Below are 19,237 nucleotides of genomic sequence, written 5' to 3'. Positions count from 1 at the left end.
TCCGGCTATTTTAAGGCGGCTTCGGTTTGGCGAATAAAACCGCCGGCACGCGAGTAGGCCGGCGTGCCTGAGCCCAGGTCGAGTCCGATTCTAGCTGCAGCGGCCGGCGCTCATCCTCATGGTGCACACAGCGCGCTCGCGAGAGCCTTGCTACACTCGACGCTCGCCGTTTTCCCCATCGGTCATCGCTGTTAAAAAACCCCACGCCATGAAGCCCACCCTGCTGATTCTGATTCACCTGAACGACACCAGCCGCGCGTCGGTCGAAGCGGCCTTCGACGTCGTCTATGCACCCGACTCCGACCAGCGCTCCGCTGCGATCGCCAAACAGGGCGCCACGATCCGCGCGGTGCTGACCAACGGCACGACCGGTTTGACGGCAGCCGAAATCGACCAGATGCCGCAGCTCGAATTCGTCAGCGCGCTCGGCGCCGGTTACGAAAATCTGGCCGTCGACCACGCTCGTGCGCGCAATATCGTGCTCGTGAACGGCTCGGGCACCAACGACCATTGCGTGGCCGACCATGCTTTCGCGCTGCTGCTGGCCGTGGTGCGCGACATCCCGCAACTCGATCAGGCGACGCGCGCCGGTGTCTGGCGCGATCACCTGCCGATGCGGCCGAACGTGTCGGGCAAGCGGCTCGGTATCGTCGGGCTCGGCAACATCGGCGAGAAAATCGCGCGCCGTGGCGCCGGCTTCGAGATGGAGATCGGTTATCACAACCGTAAGCCGCGTGAAGGGTCTGCGCTGCGCTATTTCAACAGCGTCGAAGAACTGGCGCGGTGGTCCGATTTCCTGGTGGTGGCGACGCCCGGCGGTGCGGGTACGAAGCATCTGATCGATGCGACGGTGCTGGAGGCGCTGGGCGCGAACGGCTTCGTGGTCAATGTGTCGCGCGGCAGCGTGGTCGATACCGCGGCGCTCGCGCATGCGCTCATCGCGGGGACGATCGCGGGCGCAGGGCTGGATGTGTACGAAAGCGAGCCGACGCCGCCCGAGGAACTGGTCGCGCTCCATAACGTGGTGCTGACGCCGCATGTGGGCGGCCGCTCGCCGGAGGCGATCACGGCGTCGGTCGATAATTTTCTGGCGAATGCGAAACGGCACTTCGCGGGTGAAGCGGTGTTGACGCCGATCTGACGACGGCAACGTTTCATTCCCGAAGTGGATTGGGAACCTTTAGAAGCTCGCTTCGCGATTCCCCGCCATACGACGTATCGTGGATCGCGGTCACGAAAACGGCTTTCCCATCCGGTGAAATGGCGAGGTTAGTGTGGTGCTCGCCAGGAAGTTTGACGGAGCGAAGCAAGGTGCCGCCCGGCGAGAAGACCGCGAAACCACCGCCGCGATACAGTGCGACGAATACGTTCCCGTTCCGGTCGACGCGCACGCCGTCCGGCGTCACCGCGGTCTCTTCCTGCGTCCCGAGAAGCTGGCCCAGGTCGACGAATACCTGGCGCTCGCTCAATCCGCCGTCCTCGGCGATCGAGTAGACCAACAGTCTGCTCGCCTCGCTTTCCGCTACATACAGCCGTTTTCCGTTTGGAGAGACAGCCAGTCCGTTCGAGTAGCGAATGTTCGACGCCACTTCCCGCACGCGCCGGTCGGCGCTGCGGTAATACACTTTCCCAGGCGTGACTGCCGATCCCGACGCCGTGAAGTACACACCGCCTTTCCGATCGGCAGTGAGGTCGTTCGGGTAGACGAACGGCACGCCTTTGTCGTCTGAGCGGATTGTGTCGATCAGCCGTCCGTCCTGCGTGATCTCGGCAATCGTTCCGCTGTCGTAGCAGGCAACCAGCAAACGGGTCCCTGTCTGGACGAGGCCATTGGCCGCGCAGCCATCCTGATGCCACACCCGCTGCACGGCGCCGTTCTTTGCGAGGCGGAGTACATCCGAAGCGTTGTAGTCGACGAAGTACAGCGTATCTCCGACGAATATCGTGCCTTCGGAATATTGCAGACCGGTAGCAACGGTCTGGACGTCGACCGGTTCGCCCGCGAACGCTTTTCCAATGGCAACGAACAGCACCAACGCTGTCGCCGTCTTCCAGTAAAACGATTGCCATGAAGCGGGGAAGCGATGTGTAGGGAAAGTATGAGTCATGGAATCGCTGGGTCTGGATGGACGAGCATTACGTCGGCGAGGGCCGACTTTGAGTGCGCACACCATAGCATATTTTCGTATTTAGTTTGATATGCCCGTATTTGCGATGCCGCAGTACCTCGATCAATAACGCTCGGATTTTTCGCGCTTTGATAAACGGCAGGTCGATCAGCTTTTCATCCGCACGCGCCGACTTCTCCACACGCGGTACAGAAATCGCAGCCGTCCTTGCGAATCACCGCGTTTGCGCCGCACGATCCGCACTTGCGTCCCAGCATCGTGTGCAAGCCTTGCGCGCCGCCGGCCTGGGTCAACGACGCGTCGTCGCCGTCGCCGGGATGCACGCGAACCCCGAAATCCGCAGACAACGCCGTCTCGGCTTTCATCTGCCCACGCGGCAATCGCGCGAGCATCCGCGAAGGCACCTGATTGCCTTCCGCATCGAGAAAGCCGCGCCGATGCAGAATCTGTTGAATCGCAAACGCGAGCGCGGCGACTTCCGAATCGTGCCAGCGCGGCGAACGATGCCCGTCGAGTCGTTGCACGTCGCCGAGCCGAACCTGACCGCGATCCCACGACACCTTGCGCATATCCTGCAGATTGCGCGCGACGAACCCGCCGCGCGCCGCGAGCGACAGCGAGCGCATCGTCGCCGTGATCCATTGCTGCGATTCGTCGCGCTGCCCGGTAGGGATGAAGAACTCGATCGGCCGCTCGATCGTGACTTCTTCGCCGCCGAGACGCCCGGTGACCTCGATGAACGATACAGCCACATACAGCGATTTTTTGCCGGCCTGGGTCAGATACTCGACCTTCTCGATGATGGCCGGCAATTCCCCTTTCGGCCGATGATCGATCGCGATACGCAACGGATCCTGGTCGGTGTCGGCGAGCGTATCGTCCGCCTGACGCTCCGGCGGGCTCACGCTCAGCACTGCGCCGAGTGTTTCATTCGGGCGATAAGTCGCAAGACCCTTGAGACCGTTTTTCCATGCATCGAAGTAAAGGCTTTCGAACGCTTCGAACGGATAATCCGCCGGCACGTTCACCGTCTTCGAGATCGACGTGTCCACATACGGCTGCACCGCGGCCATCATGTCGAGGTGGTCGCGCGCGGACATCTCCAGTGCGCTGACGAAATAGTCCGGCAGTTTCGTGACGTCGCCGCCGAGTTCGCGATAGAGGCGGTACGCGTAGTCTTCGACATCGAACGATTCGCGGCCGCCGTCGGCCATCACTTTCATGCGCGTGTAGGTCCACGAGAACGCCGGCTCGATGCCGTTCGACGCGTTGTCCGCAAACGCGAGACTGACCGTGCCGGTCGGCGCGATCGAAAGCAGGTGGCTATTGCGGATGCCGTCGCGACGGATCGCCGCCTTGAGATCGTCCGGCAAACGCGACGCGAAGGTGCCGGCTTCCAGATAACGGTCGGCGTCGAATAGCGGAAACGCACCGCGTTCGCGCGCGAGTTCCACCGATGCCCGGTACGCTTCGTCGCGCATCAGGCACGCGATGCGCACGGCGAAGTCGCGGCCTTCCGGCGAGTTGTAGCGCAGGCCGAGCATCACCAACGTATCGCCGAGGCCGGTAAAGCCCACGCCGATACGGCGCTTCGCACGCGACTCGTCGTATTGCTCCTGCAGCGGCCACAGCGTCACGTCGAGCACGTTGTCGAGAAAGCGCACCTGCGTGCGGGTGCGTTCGGCGAGGCCGTCCCAGTCGAACGAAGGCTTGCGGCCTTGCGCCTGCGCGAACGGATCGATCACGAAGCGCGTCAGGTTCAGCGGCCCCAGATTGCAGCAGCCATAGGCCGGCAGCGGTTGCTCACCGCACGGGTTCGTTGCGCGGATGGTTTCGACCGCGCGCAGGTTGTTGTCTTCGTTCATGCGTGAGATGAACACGATGCCCGGCTCGGCGACGTCGTAGGTGGAGCGCATGATGCGATCCCAGATCTCGCGGGCCGGGCGCTCGCTATACACCCACAAGCCGTCTTCGCGCTGCCGCATGTCGCCGGCCGCGCGCAACGCCGGCGACGGCGCCGCGCGGTGCACGAGTTGCCACGGCTGGTCGTCTTCGACGGCGCGCATGAATTCGTCGGTGACGCCCACGGACACATTGAAGTTGTTCCAGCGGCCTTTCGAATGCTTGGCCTCGATGAATTCGAGTAGATCCGGATGATTGCAATCGAGCACGGCCATCTGCGCGCCGCGCCGCGAACCGGCGCTTTCCACGGTGCGGCACGACGCGTCGAACACGTCCATATAGCTGCACGGGCCGGACGCCGCCGAACTCGTGGTATGAACGCGCGCGCCTTTAGGACGGATCGCCGAGAAGTTGTAGCCGACGCCGCCGCCGCGCCGCATGGTTTCCGCGGCTTGCAGCAGCGCGACGTAGATGCCTGGCAGACCCTGTTCGTCGACACCCTGAATCGCGTCGCCGACCGGCTGAACGAAGCAGTTGATCAGCGTGGCGGCGATCCCGGTGCCGGCCGCGCTCATGATGCGGCCCGCGCCGAGCGCGCCGTGCCGCAGATTCTCCACGAAGCGTGCTTCCACCGACTCGCGCAGCGCTTCCGGCTCGGCTGCGGCGACGCCGCGGGCGACCCGCCGGAAGACGTCGTCGGCGGATTGCTCGTCGCCTTTCGCGTATTTTTCCAGCAGGACGTCGACGGAGAATTGCTGTGGCGCAACCCGTTGTTCGGGCGCGCGGGTTGCCGGGGTGTCTTCTGCCATGATGTCGCCTTTTGCTGTGCCGCAGAGCGGGTCGCGGCGCGGTGGAGGTGTCGGTGACGCGTGGTGATCGCTGGTGACTGCTTGTGAATAGTGCGCGGTGGGTCGGGCAGCCGGCCTGACGTGGCGCAACGAAGCTCACCTTAACGCAGGTGGCGAAGAGCCGCAATCGGGCTTTTGGAGGGCGCAGCGGAGGTCGGGCGGAGGGGGAGCAGAGGAACAGAAGCAGACGGCGCCCCGTGGAAATCAGGCGCCGCCGGTATCGCAAACCGCATCAGGCGGCATCAATCTGTATCAAGCCGAATCGAATCGCATCAAGCTTCGACGAGATCGCACAGCACTTCGGCACAGATCATCGCGGAAGCATTCGACGGTGCCGGGCGCTCGGCTGGTTTGAACACCGCGTCGCCGCGGCGAATTTTCCGTCGCGTGACCGCGCAGGTGCCCGAGGTATGTGCCGAGCGCCGCCGCCAACGCTGTTCGCCGTAATGACAGCGCCCCGGCTCGACCCAGCGGATCACCAGCGTCGTGTCGGAGCGCTCGAGAATTTCGATGCGTATGCCATTGGTACCGTCAAGGGGGATGGACTCTAAGGTCATCATCATCGGCTCCGTATTGTGGTGTGCCGAATGTAGTCCCGTGAGCGCCGGATAGCCATTGTGCCGCGGTTGAAACACTGTTCTCCAAATAGCAACAATGAGACTTGACATTCTTGTGCATACGAAACGGCGGGGCTTTTGCGGCCCTAAATCCGCGCGAATGCGCAATAGAGCGATTTTTGCAACGCAGTGTTGTTCGTAGTGTGACGAGAGCGCCGCCTGTAAAGGCCGGCGACGCTTCCTTTAAGATGTGGGTCATCGATGAGCGGCGAGGCAACGGCAGTGTACCGGCTTTGGATTTTTCCGGTCGGCTCGCACGCATCTCCACAGGAACAGAAGAGGTCACATGATTACACCCCCGCCGGTCACACCACGGTCGTCACAATCGCAGGAGCCGTCCGCATCGCACGAGCGGCGCAAGAAGCAAAAAGCGGCTTCGCTCGTGCTGTATGTCGGACTGGTGCTGCTGGCGCTGTGGGTCGTGCGCGATTTCATCGCGGTGGCGGCATGGGCTGCCGTGATCGCGATCGCGTTGTGGCCGCTGCTGCGCAAGGTCGAAGGCAACCGCTGGTTCACCGGGCGCACCACCTTGATCGCCTTCGCATTGACGCTTGCGATTGCGTTGCTGGTGGTGCTGCCGGTCGGCATTGGCATCGCACAGGCGTTGCATGAAGCACACGACCTGAACGAATGGTTCAAGACCGCGCAGGAAAACGGCATTCCGATGCCGGACTTCATCGAACATCTGCCGATGGGTGTGCAGCAGGTCAGCACCTGGTGGCAGGCCAATCTCGCGCAGCCGCTGCGCGACTCGGCGGCACTCAAACAGCTTCACAGCACCACTGTGATGACGCTCGGCCGCCACTTCGGCGCGCGCGCGGCGCATGGTTTGATGGTGTTCGGCTTCATGCTGGTCACGCTGTTCGTGATCTTCCAGGCGGGGCCGCGCCTGTCCGCTTCGCTCGTCAAAGGCATGCGGCGCGGTTTCGGCGACGACGGCGCGGAACTGCTCGAACGGATGGCCGCCGCGGTGCGCGGCACGGTGTCGGGGCTGGTCGTGGTGGGGCTGGGCGAGGGCGTGCTGCTGGGCGTCGCGTACTTCGTGTGCGGCTTGCCGCACGTCGCATTGCTCGCGCTCGTCACGGCGATCGCGGCGATGCTGCCGTTCTGCGCGCCGGTCGTGATCGCGCTCGCGGCGCTGTGGCTGTTCTCGCAGGGCTCGGTGGCGGCGGCCATCGGACTCGCCGTGTTCGGTTCGGTGGTGGTGTTCGCGGCCGAACACTTCGTGCGACCGCTTCTGATCGGCAACTCCACGCGCCTGCCGTTCCTGCTGGTGCTGTTCGGTATTCTCGGCGGCGCGGAGACCTTCGGTTTGCTCGGTCTTTTTATCGGTCCCGCACTGATGACCGTGCTGATGGTGCTGTGGACGGATCTCGTGCAGTAGTTGCACGCGGGCGTCCTTCAGTGCGGCCGATGCGCCCGGCACCAGGGAATCGCCGCGTCATTTCTCCTGATCGCGCGCCGCCTGCTTCACGCAGCCGAGCGTGTATTTCAGCGCGGCGGGCAGCAATGCGCTCCACACGTCCCACGTGTGAGCGCCGTCGATGATGCGCAGCGCCGCCGGATTGCCGGCCAGCCGCAGATGCGTGTAAAGCGTCGACGCATCGGCCTGGATCGCGAGATCGTCGTCGCCGGCGGCGATGAACATCGGCACCCGGTACGGCCGGCTCATGTAGCGCTCCCATTGCGCCGGATAGTTGAGCGCGTGCCAGACGCGCGGATCGAACTGCCGCTCGCCGAAGACGCCCACGCGGCGCGCGGCCGACGCATACGGCGGCTCGTTTGCATAGATCGCCGGGCTCAGCAGCAACGCGCCGCAGAAGAGTTCGGGTTGCGTCAACGCGTAACGCAGCGCGCCGAAGCCACCCATCGACACCCCGCCGATCATCCGTCCGCCGCGCTGCGTCGCTACCGCGTAGCGCGCTTCGATCTCGGGCAGCAGGTCGTCGAAGAATGCTGTCTCCATCTTTTCCTTGCGGTCGACGTACCAGTCCGTGCCGCCCTGCGGCATCACGATCGCGACCGGCGGTATCTCCTTGCGCTCGATGAGCGCGTCGGCGGCGGTTTGCAGATGGCCTTGCGTGAGCCAGTCGTTGGCGTCGCCGTTATTGCCGTGCAGAAGATAGAGCACCGGAATGCGCGCGGCGTCGTGTCGATAGCCGCTCGGCAGATAGATCGTGTACGACCAGTCGCGGCCGAGCGCGTCGGAATGGAAGCTGCGGCTGATCACCGTGCTGGCGATAGCCGGTGCGCCGACGGCGGTGCATAGCGCGAGGAGTGCGGAATGTAGGAATAGACGCATGGCAAAGTAGGAAGCCGCCGCGCAGTTTGCGGGCGGCCGTTATGCTAGCAGGATCGGCAGGAAAAATCGGCAGCGAGCGATATCGGGATGCACGACGCATGCTTCCCGGCACGTTGCGTCGCGCGCGACCCAAGCCGCGTTCAAGGCCAGGTTCTGAGACCCAGCGCGGACAGGCGCCCGACGAGGCGCTTGAGCGGCTCCGCCAGCATCGCCACCGCGAACAGCGCACCCACCGCGACTGCATCGGCAACCAGCCCGAGCGGATAGTTCAGGTAACCGTCGGTTGCCCAATACAGCACCGAATCGACGACCAGCGAAATCACCGCACCGGCGATAAAGCACAGCAAACCCTTGCGACCGATCACACCGACCCACGGCAGCCACTGTGCGAGCTTGCGGGCCCAGCCGAGCTGGATCAGATTCGACACCAGCCACGCGATCGCGAGGAAATTCACCGCGCGCAGGTATGAGAGGTTCTGCTTGAGCGCGCCGTCGAGCGGTTCCGTTTCGATGAACAGCTTGTAATAGGCCGCGGCCGCCACCACCGCAAACGCCAGCACGCTGACCAGCCAGCCGAGACGGTGCGTGCTGGCCCGCTGATAAACCGGCTGACAGCGCGCGAGCACACCGAACACGAACAGCAGTTGCCATGCGAACGGGTTGAAGTCCCAGTGCTGGTCCGGCGCGGCGGGCAGATAGTCGACGATGGCCGGCGCGCCGGCCCACAGCGCGACGCTGCCGGCCAGCAGCAGCCACGGCTGGCGGCGCGCGAGCGGCAGGATCAGCGGCGCGAGCAGCGCGAAGAACGCGTACATCGGCAGCACGGACGCGAGATACGGTTGACGGCGGAACAGCAGGATGTCGCGCAACGCGGCGACCGGGGCGTCCATCAGATCGTCGAGATCGGTAGTGGCGAGATTCGGGCCGTCGATGCTGAAGGCCGTGAGCACCGCGCTGACCAGCAGCATCAGGCCGGCGGTGACGAGGAACGCACGATAGATTTCGAGCGAACGCCGCAGGAAGCGGCTGCGCGCGCTCGCCTCGCTACGCCGCTCGGCGAGCGCCGCATAGGCGGTGGCCGTGGCGAAGCCGCCGAGGAACACGAACACTTCGGCGGCGTCGCACAGCGCGTAGGCATGCAGCGTGATGCGCGACAGAATGCTGCCGCCGATATGGTCGACGACGATGATCAGAAGGACCAGCCCGCGAAAGAAATCAAGCTCGATCAGGCGGGATTGCGACTTTTGCATGGAGTTGCGCCAAAAGCAGCCCTGTGCGACGGCGCGCTAAACCAGCGCGGCGGGCATCTCACAAGGCTTTGATATTTGAGTGGGGCGGTTGCGATTGCCTCGGCAACCGCGCCGTCGTTCTGAACCGGCCACGCGGCACGCTGGCCGAGGGCAGTAAAAATGACCCGTCCGGCGACGTGGAGTTCCGCCGCAGCGCCGCAAAAAAGCTTTCGATTATATTTCTTTCCATGACAAAGCCGCCGATTGCCGTGTAGCACAAAGCCGCGAGAGCGGCAAAACCCGTGCTGAGCCGGCCAGAACGCGTGCCGCATACCTCAATCTGTGCGGCGAAAAAAGCGGTTGACGCCCGCAGTGGAGATTTCGCAACGTTTTGAGATAAGGCGCGATCCCCCAATGGACGGACAAGTAACGGCGTGTGAGGATTTCCTTGAAGCTTGTAGGGGTTCACGAAGGCGCAGTCAGAGCGTCATAAGAAACGCGGTCGGATCGAGTTGTCCCATTACTCGAGTGCAGGGAGATCTTCATGACCAAGCAAGTGTTCGCGCTGGCTTTCTCCGCCGCTTTGCCTGCCATTCTGTTTGTCTTTTGCCCGACGCCGGCTTCGGCGCAGACGAGCGTGACGCTGTACGGCGTCATCGACGAGGGCATCAACTACACCAATAACGTCGGCCGCGGCCATGTCTATGAACTGGCGAGCGGCGATGCGCAGGGCAGCCGCTGGGGCCTGAAGGGCGCCGAGGAACTGGGCGGCGGCCTCAAGGCGATCTTCCAGCTGGAAAACGGCTTCGACGTCAGTTCCGGGCGCTTCAACCAGGGCGGCCGGATGTTCGGCCGCCAGGCTTTTGTCGGGTTGAGCGCGGACTCGTACGGCACGCTGACGTTCGGGCGGCAGTACGACTCGGTTGTCGATTATCTGGCGCAGACCACGGCCAACGGCAATTGGGCCGGCCTGCTGTTTTCGCACCCCTACGACAACGACAACACCGACAACACGTTTCGCCTCGACAATACGGTCAAGTACACGAGCCCGTCGCTGTCGGGCTTCCAGTTTGGCGGCACGTACAGCTTCAGTAACGACACCAGCTTCGCGAACAACCGCGCGTACAGCCTCGGCGGACAGTATGGCTATGGCGGTCTGCTGGTGGCGGCCGCCTACCTGCAGGGCAACAATCCGGGCAACGGCGCCAACGGTGCGATCACCGCGAACGACGCCAGCTTCATCGCTGCCCGGATGCGCGTGTTCGGCGGCGGCATCACGTACAACTTCGGTCCGGCCACGGCAGGCTTCGTGTACACCAACTCGAATTATCTCGATCCAACGGCCAACGGCTATCTCGGCATCACGCCGCTCGCGCCGCCCGGTGTGCTGCTGAACTCGCTGAAGTATCAGAACTTCGAGGTGAACGGCAAATACCAGATCACGCCGATGCTGTTCGTCGGCGCGCAGTACGTGTATACGATGGAAACCTATGATGCGTCGACCGGCGGCGTGAAGCCGAAGATTCATTCGTTCGGTCTGATGGCGGATTACAACCTGTCCAAACGCACCGACGTCTACATTCAGGGCGAGTATCAGCAGGTCACCGGCGACTCGACCTATTCGATCCTCGACGATGCGTTCACGCCCGGCACCCAGTCGCCGTCGTCGACGTCGAAGCAGGTCGTGGTGCGCGCGGCGATCCGGCATAAGTTCTAGCAGGCCGCGTGAAACAACGGTCCATACCCGATTCGTTATTTCCGAGATATGCAACGAAATTTGACTCACGCTGCGGTGAAACAGCGCGATAATCCGGGCCCTTGTCCTGTGCAGGACAAGAAAAGGGCAACTCACGGTAGTTCAAGGTTCAGTCAGATCGACTGGAGCGGTGCCGAAGTGATGGCCGCTTCACGTCGCCGGTAAGCGCGGGCGCGCATCACGCTCGCGATTCGAACACCTCCCTCGTGGTGATAGCCGTCCCGCGCGCATGTGCTGCGTGTATGCGGAGCACGCATGCACGCGCGTTCGCACATTCGCGCGTGCGCCGTCGCTTGCCACGTTCGTTCTGCTTCAGAGGGCGTCTTCGCGAAGGCACCGAAGCGAATCCACTGACGAACGGGTTGCCGCCGTGTTCATTAAAGGAGAAGTCCATGGGGAAACTCGACCTCACGCGTCGTAGTTTTCTGAAGGCGAGCGTCATGGCGGGTGTGTCGGTGTATCTCGCGCCGATCGGCAGCCGCGCATTCGCTGCGTTATTCGAAGAAAAAATTCTGACGCCGGTTCAGTGGGATGCCGCGAACGGCCAGGCGAAATTCCGCATCGACGGAATCGCGAAGGTGACCGGCTCGAAAGTGTTCGCGCGCGACATCCGCGCTGCCGACATGCCGCACTGGCCGCAACAGCAGTCGCACGCTTTCATCCTGCGCACCACGCAAGCCGACCGCAGCTACGAGGGCTTCGATCTCGCGTTGCTCGGCGACGAGTTGCAACCCGATCGCATCGTGACCGCCGCCGACCTGACGCGCGACGGCCTGATTTTCCCCGCGTTCTACGGCGACGACATGCTGCTGCCGCCGGGCAAAACACCCGCGTACCTCGGCCAGGCGGTCGCGATCCTGATCTATCACGACTTCGCGCGCTTCCGTTTCGCGAAAGACAAACTCAAGTTCCAGGATCAGGTCATCCGTTACGGCGCGCAGACCGGACCGCTGGAGCGCGATCCGTGGGGCACGTTCCGCTTCGTGCGCATCGGCGGCAAGACGCCGTACGACGACGACACCTTCTCCAGTCTGAAAGACGCGCCGGTGTTCCCGAGCATGATGCGCAAGCACCAGCCGGTGTGGCCGGACGGCGTCGAACACGGCAAGCTCGACGAGCAGGGCATGTTCCACGCGGCGCAGATCCAGCAGGAGCTCGATCATCCGTCGGCGGACTGGCTGGTGCTGGAGCGCGAGTACAACACGCAGTCGATCGACACCGCCGCGCTCGAACCCGACAACGCCAACTGCTGGTACGACGCCGCGACGCAATCGCTGCACATGGTCGTGCCCACGCAAGCGCCGCAGGAAGTCGTGGAAAGCGCGGCCGGCATGGTCGCGAAATGTGCGTTTCCGGTGAAGAACCTGTTCGTGCATCCGTGCTACACCGTCGGCTACGGGTCGAAGGATCACTTCAACGTGCCGTTCTACGGTCTTGTTTGCGCGATGTATGCGGACGGCCGGCCGGTGCGGCTCGCGAACGATCGCTACGAGCAGTTCCAGACGTCGTTGAAACGCCATGCGTTCAGGATGAACTACCGGATCGCGGTCGACAGGAACACCGGGCTGCTGCAATCGTTCAAGGCCGAGATGGAAGCGAACGGCGGCGGGCGCTGCAACTTTTCGCCGTCGGTGGCGATGGTGGGCGCGACGGCCGCGCAGTCGATCTACTACTTTCCGAAGAACGATCTGTCCGCGATAGCGATCGCGTCGCGCGCGATCGACGCGGGGTCGGCGCGCGGCTACGGCACGCTGCAAAGCATGGCCGCGACCGAGATGATGGTCGACGAAATCGCCGCGCGACTGAAGCTCGATCCGATCGATTTTCGCCTGAAAAACGCGCTGCGCTCGGGCATGAAGAATACTCAGGGCGCGGTGCCCGCGGGCGCGATTCGCGTCGACGATGTGTTGCACAAAGCGAAGCTGCATCCGCTGTGGGTGAATCGGGCGAAGCGCAAGGCCGAGTTTGAGGCCGCGCATCCGGGCAAGCGTTATGGCGTCGGCTTTGCGTGTGTGCAGAAGGACTTCGGCACCGGCGCGGAGACCTCGTTCGCGAAGGTCGAGTTCACCGCCGATGGCAAGATCAGCCTGTACCACACGGCAGCCGAAATCGGCACCGGCATGTCGACGTCGCAGGCGATCGCGGTGGCGAAGTGGCTCGGCAAGCCGGCCACCGACGTCCATGTCGCGATCACCGACTGGCCCGATCTGCCGGTCGTCACGAGCGGCGATCCGTACCTGATGTCGCAGGCGGATCAGGACAGCCTGGCCGCGAATCCGCGTTGGTCGCCGGGTTATGCATCGCCGTCGAGCGCGACGAATTCGGCGTTCTATTTCACGCACAGTACGCGCGAAGCGGCCCGTGTGGTGTTCGCGCACGGCTTGTGGCCGGCGGCGAGAGCGATCTGGAGCGAGGGCGGCGGCGGTGGCCAGGCCGCGCCGCTGGTCGTGCGTATCGAGGACGCGCGCTGGGCCGACGGCAAGCTGTCCGCCGCCGGGCTCGAACCGCTGCCGTTCGAACGGCTCGCGAAAAAAGCGCATGAACTCGGTCTCGTGACCGGCGCGACCGTGCACGTGTTCAATCGCTGGCAGTGGACCGAAGCGGACTTCGAGATCGACGGCAGTGTCGAACGTCTGCCGCTCGACGGTCTCGCGCTGCGCTACGGCGACAACGCATCTGCCGATAAAAAGAAATGGCAGACCACGCCGAATCAATACCGCGTGCTCGACCGTCAGCGTGTGTTCATTCCGCCGGTGCAACGCAATAACGCCGCGGTCACGTACTACAGCGCGGTCGGCACGCTGGTCGAACTGTCGGTGCATGAAGCGAGCGGCAACGTCGAGTTGCTCGCGCATCACTCGATCATGGAGTGCGGCAACCAGATCTCGCCGCAACTCGTGTCCGGCCAGTTGCAAGGCGGTCTCGCAATGGGCATTGGCCACGCGTTGCACGAATATCTGCCGCTTTACGAAGACGGCCCCGGCAACGGTACGTGGAACTTCAATCGCTACCGCTTGCCGCGTGCAACCGATGTCGCCGTCTGGAAGCAGACCGGCGAAGTGCTGCCGCCGCTGACCGATACCGATCCGCCGAAGGGCATCGCCGAAGTCGTGATGATTCCGGTGGTCGGCGCAATCGTGAACGGCATCGCGCATGCGATCGGCCATCGCTTTACCGACTTGCCGGTGACCCCGCAACGTATTCAGGAGGTGCTCGCATGACGGCTCCCAATCAAACTTCCGCGCGTGCCGATGCGGCTTCCGCTGGGGCGAGCGCTAGCGCGGCTTCCGGGCCGGTGACGGCATCGGCTGCCGTTTCGGCGAGCGCGCCGGCCGCTCCGGTGCTTGAGCGTCCGTTGACGCATTTCCGCACGCTGCCGGTCACGATCAAGGTGAACGGCGAACTGGTCGGCCCGACCGATGTGCCCGCCGGTCTGATGATGATCGACTATCTGCACGAGTACCTGCACCTGACCGGCTCGCGCCTCGGTTGCGGGCAGGGTATTTGTCACGCGTGCGTGGTGATCGTCGACAAGCCGGACGGCACCAGCGAAGAAGTGCGCACCTGCATCACCGGCGCGAATTTCTTCCATGGCAAAACGATCCGCACGATCGAAGGCCACGCGAAACGCAACGAGGCCGGCGAAGTCGTCGCGCTGTCGCCGATCCAGCAGAAGTTTCTCGAACACTTCAGTTTTCAGTGCGGTTACTGCACGCCGGGTTTCGTCAACGCGGCGACGGTGTTGATCGAGCGACTGAAGCGTCAGCCGATCTTGCTGAGTCAGGTGGAAGAAACCATCACCGCGGCGCTCAACGATCACATCTGCCGCTGCACGGGCTATGTGCGTTACTACGAAGCCGTCAAGGACGTCGTGATGACCACGCCGGGGCTCGTGAAGGACGCTGGTTCGAAGGACGTTGCCCAAGGGAGCGTCGCATGACGAACCGTTCGATCCTCCTGCGCCGCGTGCTGCTGTTGCTCGGCACGGCAGTATTGTTGAGCGCGTGCGGCAAGCGCGACGACTCCGCGGCGCTCGCCGCCGCCGCCGCTGCGATGGGCCCGCAATCCACCGCCGCCGATCCGCTCGCGCGCGGCCGTTATCTCGTGAAGGCCGCCGACTGCGCCGCCTGCCACACCACCGCGGACGGTGCGCCGTTCGCCGGCGGCGTGAAACTCGCCTCGCCGTTCGGCACTTTCTACGGCACCAACATTACGCCCGACAAGGATCACGGCATCGGCAACTGGAGCGCCGGCGATCTGTACAACGCGCTGCACGATGGCGTCACGCCACACAAGCCGTTGTATCCGGCGATGCCGTACACGTCGTACCGTCAACTGTCGCGTGCCGATAGCGACGCGATCTACGCGTATCTGATGGCGCAGAAGCCGGCGGCAGTGGTCAATCACGAGCCGGAATTGTCGTTCCCGTTCAACCTGCGTTTCGGCGTGCGTTTCTGGAACTGGGTGTTCCTGCACGACGCGTTGCCGGATGCATCGAAGGGGACGTCGCCTGATTGGAATCGTGGGCGCTATCTGGCGAACGCGCTCGGCCATTGCGCCGAATGTCACACGCCGCGCGGCAAGTTCGGCCAGCTCGACGGTGCGAAATCGTTGACGGGCTCGGCGCTCGGCCGCGTCGCGGCGCCCGACATCACACCGCACGGCCTCGCTGCGCGCGGCTGGACGGCGGCGGACTTGCAGACGTTTTTCGCCACGGGCATCGCGCCGCAAGGGTCGGCGTTCGGTGAGATGTATCCGGTCGTGCACCTGAGCAGCCAGTACATGACGCGTGACGATCTGCGCGCAATGACCACGTATTTACTCGGCGACCAGGCGCCTGAGCCGCAGCCGTTGCATTCGGTGTCCGCCGATGCCGCGCAGCTTGAAGCGGGTCGCAACGTGTATCTCGCGGTGTGCGCGGGTTGTCACGGGTTGAGCGGCGAGGGCAAACCGCATGTCGCGGTGCCGATGCACGGCAATTCGACTGTGCGTCAAAGCGATCCTCATAATTTGATCGTCGCGATGCTCGACGGCATCGGCGCGCAGGATTTTCCCGGTCTCGAACGGATGCAGGACATGCCGGGCTTCGCGACGCAATTGAGCGATGCAGAAGTTGCGCAACTTGCGAATTATCTTCGCGCGACGTGGGGTGGTCAGCCGGCCGATGTGACGGAGGAGGGGGTGAAGGCGTTGCGGTGAGCTTTGCTGTGGTGACGAAAGCATAACGTCAGCGGTTTCGCATGTTGGAAGAACAAGCCGGCGCCTTCTGGGCAGCCGGCTTTTTTGTCGCCCAGCGCGTCGAACGCAAATGAACTCCAGCACAGGGGTGTGCTCAAACAGTCTCGCACCCGCGTCAAGTTGCGGTGCAGTTCAATCTGGTCGTAGATCACATTTCACGCACCATCCGGTCGGCTATGTGAAGTACCAGGGGCAGTATTACAGCTAGCCCATATCTTGTTGCAGCGAGCCGTTCACCCCATGTTCGGCTCGCTCGCTTGCCGCGACTTTTCCATTCCACTAACTCCCGGCTCAAGTTCTTCACCACCGTGCCGTTAAAGAAGGCGTTGTCGTGTGATCGGCGGGGCGCAGCTATTTTCGGGCTTGCGACACCGGTCGCGAAAGCAGGTTGTGCGATCAGCGCGATGCGCTGAACAGTCCGCATACAACCCGTTCGACAACGAACAGTTCGACCGCAATGGCGTGGGCCGATGCCGCGTGTTGTGGGCAGACGTGAGGCGTCTGCAATACCCCTGCGTAAGCTTTGTATCAATGTGTGTGGCGCAGCGCGTTTTCTGCAAATCGCACTTTACAATTCCGCGTGAATTTTAATCATTAATCTGGCCCTTTTCGCAGACGATCGTCACGTTTCGACGTTGTCGGCCGGTATCGGACAGGGCAGATTGATCGGCAGGGCACGGGTGAGCGCCGCACGAGGCGGACTTGCCGTGTCGCGAGGACAGCAGCGCGTCGACGAGCGCGCGCGTCTTGAGCGATGAGGCGGTACCCGGCTCGCCGAAGAATGAGGCAGGAGCCGAATATGTCGGGAAAGCGTTTCGACAGAACGATCAAGGCCGGTCTGACTGGCGTGTGGGTTGCGTTGGCAGTCAGCGGTTGTGTGAATGTAGGCCAGCAGAATGCTACGGCGGATGCAGCGGCTGCGTCCGGCGTGCCGGCGACGGCGTCTAGCGGTGCGAACGCATCGACCGCTGCGCCGGCCTCGGATCCAATAGCGGCTGCGTCGCTGAAATCAGGCGCTAATGCAAGCGCGCCGTTGAAGAAATCCCCGCCGTTGGTCTATCGGGTCAAGCGGGGCGATTCGTTGGTGCGTATCGCGCAGCATCATCACTGCAGCGTCAAACAGTTGCAGGCTTGGAATGGTCTCAAGGGATCGTCACGGTTGAAGCTCGGGCAGGTGTTGCATGTCGCGTCGCCGGAAACGGTGCGCGCAGTTAACGCTGCCAATGCCGCCAATGCCGCCGCGGCTGCTGCGGCGAAAACGGCGGCTGCGGCTGCTGCTGCACCATCGTCGTCAGCGGCGGTGGCCGCAGCGGCTCCGGTCGTGGCACAAGTATCGGACACGTCGGCGGTGCAGTCACCCTCCGCAACCCAGTCCACCGTCCCCGACTCCGCCGAGGTGCGCGAAGTCACGCAGCAAACCACACGGCACGCGAACGGCGTGTCGCTGGCCTGGCCGGCGGGCGGCAATGTGGTCGAGGGATTCCAGCCCGGCGAAACGCGCGGTATCGAAATCGCCGGCAAGCCCGGCGATCCGGTGCGCGCCGCAGCCGACGGCAAGGTGATGTACGCCGGCACCGGTCTGAACAGCTACGGCAGTCTGATCATCGTCCAGCACAACAAGGACTTTCTGACGGCCTACTCGCATAACCGCAAGCTGCTGGTGAAAATCGGCGACGTCGTGCGGCAAGGTCAGCAAATCGCCGAAATGGGCGACGAAAACAACTCGCGTGTGTCGCTCGGCTTCGAGTTGCGCCGCGACGGCAAGCCGATCGATCCGATGCCTTATCTGCCGCAAGGGCGCGGTTAACCACACACACGCATACGCACGGCGGCGGTGCGTCACCTGCACCGCCATTCGATGTATCCGCCGCCACCGCTGCGTGGATATATGGCAGTAGCCCCGCGAAGGCCGCGCCATGCTCGCGCACATGCCGCACGAACGGAGGCCGCCAGCAGGCGAGCGCGGTTACTTCGCTTCGGTGCCCCGCAACAACTGCGATACCTGACCGTGGTGATGAAGGATCGCCGGGTCGGCCTGCAACAGCGGCAGATAGCGCGGCAGGAAACTATTGTTGGGCGTGTCGGCGGAAAACAGACCCGTGACCGCCTGGGCCGCGGCCAGCCTGTCGGCGGCATCTGCTTCCTTGTCGTCGAGAATTTCGTCGACGTTCGCGATCACAGTCGAAAGCGGCGTGAGCCAGCGAAATCCCGACCCGTTGATCAGCACCTGAAGAAACGCGGCCGGCGTGACCGGACCGAATTCCTTTTCATACGACGCGCGCTCGTGATCGAGAATCGACTTGTGCAGCGCCAATAAAGGTCTGCGAATGTCCGAGAGGAATTGAGTGCATTGCTGGTCGTTCATGTGCCGCTCCTTTCGGAAAGTCAGCCCGGAGAATGCCGGGAGATCGGGTTCAGCCCATCGCTTGCTTCTAATCGCTCATGCTAGCAAACTCGCTCGACGTTTGAAGCAGGAAGGATCGTTCGTCGTGTGAACGAATGGCGTCCGCTTGATCCTAAGCGCGAACGATCGCAACGCCCTCAATGTACAACGTGCGGGCGAACTTCTCTTTGCGCGACTACAATTTCCCAGATTCTTCCAGCGCGCCTCGGGTGCGCCTGCCTTCACGTATCGACCGCACGATCGTTGCGTTTCGTATTAGCGCGGCTTGTCGAATAAACCCGGCAAGTCGTTGCGTTTTGGTTTGACCTCGCTGTCTAAAACGACTCACAAACAATAATCCCCACCCGGAGCAGCCCATGACAACACTCACGATCAACGGCCAGACTCATACTGTCGACGCGCCGCCCGACATGCCTTTGCTGTGGGTCTTACGCGATATCGTCGGCTTGACCGGCACCAAGTTCGGTTGCGGCATCGCGCAATGCGGCGCGTGCACCGTGCATCTCGACGGCGTCGCGGTGCGCTCGTGTGTGCTGCCGGTCGCCGCGGTCGGCGACAAGAAGATCACGACGATCGAAGCGGTGGGCAACACGCCGGCCGGGCAGAAAGTGCAGCAGGCATGGCGGCAGATCGACGTGGTGCAGTGCGGCTACTGTCAATCGGGGCAGGTGATGTCGGCGGCCTCGCTGCTGGCGAGCAACCCCGACCCCACCGATGCGGACATCGACGCAGCGATGGCCGGCAACATCTGCCGCTGTGGGACGTACAACCGCATCCGCGCGGCGATCAAGCAAGCCGCGAAGGGAGCCTGA

Annotated in this window: 14 protein-coding genes; 8 read left to right on the top strand and 6 right to left on the bottom strand. The window is 63.3% G+C overall.

From position 1 onward, the window contains the following. The first annotated feature begins 208 nt into the window (after nucleotides 1-208). Entirely contained in the window at nucleotides 209-1,141 is a 933-nt protein-coding gene (locus PQQ51_RS09990; protein WP_408496611.1) for a 2-hydroxyacid dehydrogenase, read from the top strand. 13 nt (nucleotides 1,142-1,154) lie between these two features. On the opposite strand, the gene PQQ51_RS09985 is transcribed toward PQQ51_RS09990, so the two are convergent. The 3 genes from PQQ51_RS09985 to PQQ51_RS09975 all read right to left on the bottom strand — a co-directional run bounded on the left by PQQ51_RS09985 (nucleotide 1,155) and on the right by PQQ51_RS09975 (nucleotide 5,436). Further along, complete coding sequence (locus PQQ51_RS09985) at nucleotides 1,155-2,033, bottom strand: SMP-30/gluconolactonase/LRE family protein (protein WP_408496741.1); 879 nt, start codon at nucleotides 2,031-2,033, stop codon at nucleotides 1,155-1,157. 251 nt (nucleotides 2,034-2,284) lie between these two features. Continuing rightward, the gene (locus tag PQQ51_RS09980; protein WP_408496610.1) at nucleotides 2,285-4,840 is read right to left on the bottom strand and encodes an adenosylcobalamin-dependent ribonucleoside-diphosphate reductase; all 2,556 of its coding nucleotides are present in this window, start codon (nucleotides 4,838-4,840) and stop codon (nucleotides 2,285-2,287) included. A gap of 311 nt (nucleotides 4,841-5,151) precedes the next feature. Next, nucleotides 5,152-5,436 carry a DUF3331 domain-containing protein gene (locus PQQ51_RS09975; RefSeq protein ID WP_408496740.1) on the bottom strand — a complete coding sequence of 95 codons (285 nt, stop codon included), beginning with the start codon at nucleotides 5,434-5,436 and terminating at the stop codon, nucleotides 5,152-5,154. 346 nt (nucleotides 5,437-5,782) lie between these two features. Here PQQ51_RS09975 and PQQ51_RS09970 point away from each other — a divergent pair, with 346 nt between their 5' ends. Then, nucleotides 5,783-6,880, top strand: coding sequence for an AI-2E family transporter (locus PQQ51_RS09970; RefSeq protein ID WP_408496609.1), 1,098 nt, complete (start codon nucleotides 5,783-5,785; stop codon nucleotides 6,878-6,880). Between the two features lie 57 nt (nucleotides 6,881-6,937). Here the strand turns inward: PQQ51_RS09970 and PQQ51_RS09965 are convergent, their stop codons facing one another. Continuing rightward, the gene (locus PQQ51_RS09965) at nucleotides 6,938-7,798 is read right to left on the bottom strand and encodes an alpha/beta hydrolase (protein ID WP_408496608.1); all 861 of its coding nucleotides are present in this window, start codon (nucleotides 7,796-7,798) and stop codon (nucleotides 6,938-6,940) included. Nucleotides 7,799-7,938: 140 nt separating this feature from the next. Beyond that, on the bottom strand, nucleotides 7,939-9,048 hold the full coding sequence (locus PQQ51_RS09960; RefSeq protein ID WP_408496607.1) for an OpgC domain-containing protein: 1,110 nt from the start codon (nucleotides 9,046-9,048) through the stop codon (nucleotides 7,939-7,941). A gap of 523 nt (nucleotides 9,049-9,571) precedes the next feature. Here PQQ51_RS09960 and PQQ51_RS09955 point away from each other — a divergent pair. From PQQ51_RS09955 to PQQ51_RS09935, 5 genes are all read left to right on the top strand, one after another. Further along, a complete protein-coding gene (locus PQQ51_RS09955; protein WP_408496606.1) occupies nucleotides 9,572-10,744 on the top strand; it encodes a porin in 1,173 nt (390 codons plus the stop codon). A gap of 431 nt (nucleotides 10,745-11,175) precedes the next feature. Further along, nucleotides 11,176-14,004: a xanthine dehydrogenase family protein molybdopterin-binding subunit gene (locus PQQ51_RS09950; RefSeq protein WP_408496605.1), complete on the top strand. Its 2,829-nt coding sequence runs from the start codon at nucleotides 11,176-11,178 to the stop codon at nucleotides 14,002-14,004. Further along, nucleotides 14,001-14,723 carry a (2Fe-2S)-binding protein gene (locus tag PQQ51_RS09945; RefSeq protein ID WP_408496604.1) on the top strand — a complete coding sequence of 241 codons (723 nt, stop codon included), beginning with the start codon at nucleotides 14,001-14,003 and terminating at the stop codon, nucleotides 14,721-14,723. The genes PQQ51_RS09950 and PQQ51_RS09945 overlap by 4 nt, the downstream gene beginning before the upstream one ends. Continuing rightward, a complete protein-coding gene (locus tag PQQ51_RS09940; protein WP_408496603.1) occupies nucleotides 14,720-15,982 on the top strand; it encodes a c-type cytochrome in 1,263 nt (420 codons plus the stop codon). Before PQQ51_RS09945 ends, PQQ51_RS09940 begins: the two co-directional genes overlap by 4 nt. Before the next feature lie 838 nt (nucleotides 15,983-16,820). Then, nucleotides 16,821-17,828 carry a peptidoglycan DD-metalloendopeptidase family protein gene (locus tag PQQ51_RS09935; RefSeq protein WP_408496602.1) on the top strand — a complete coding sequence of 336 codons (1,008 nt, stop codon included), beginning with the start codon at nucleotides 16,821-16,823 and terminating at the stop codon, nucleotides 17,826-17,828. A gap of 159 nt (nucleotides 17,829-17,987) precedes the next feature. Here PQQ51_RS09935 and PQQ51_RS09930 read toward each other — a convergent pair whose 3' ends face one another. After that, nucleotides 17,988-18,386 (bottom strand): hypothetical protein, encoded by a 399-nt coding sequence (locus PQQ51_RS09930; RefSeq protein WP_408496601.1) that lies wholly within the window; start codon nucleotides 18,384-18,386, stop codon nucleotides 17,988-17,990. 395 nt (nucleotides 18,387-18,781) lie between these two features. Between PQQ51_RS09930 and PQQ51_RS09925 the strand changes: the two genes are divergently transcribed. Beyond that, nucleotides 18,782-19,237, top strand: a complete 456-nt coding sequence (locus tag PQQ51_RS09925) for a (2Fe-2S)-binding protein (RefSeq protein WP_408496600.1) — start codon at nucleotides 18,782-18,784, stop codon at nucleotides 19,235-19,237.

Source organism: Paraburkholderia xenovorans (assembly GCF_046030735.1).
GTDB classification, from domain to species: Bacteria; Pseudomonadota; Gammaproteobacteria; order Burkholderiales; family Burkholderiaceae; genus Paraburkholderia; species Paraburkholderia xenovorans_A.
The sequence above is the reverse complement of the archived record's forward strand: the minus strand, read 5'-3'. Positions and strand labels throughout refer to the sequence as shown.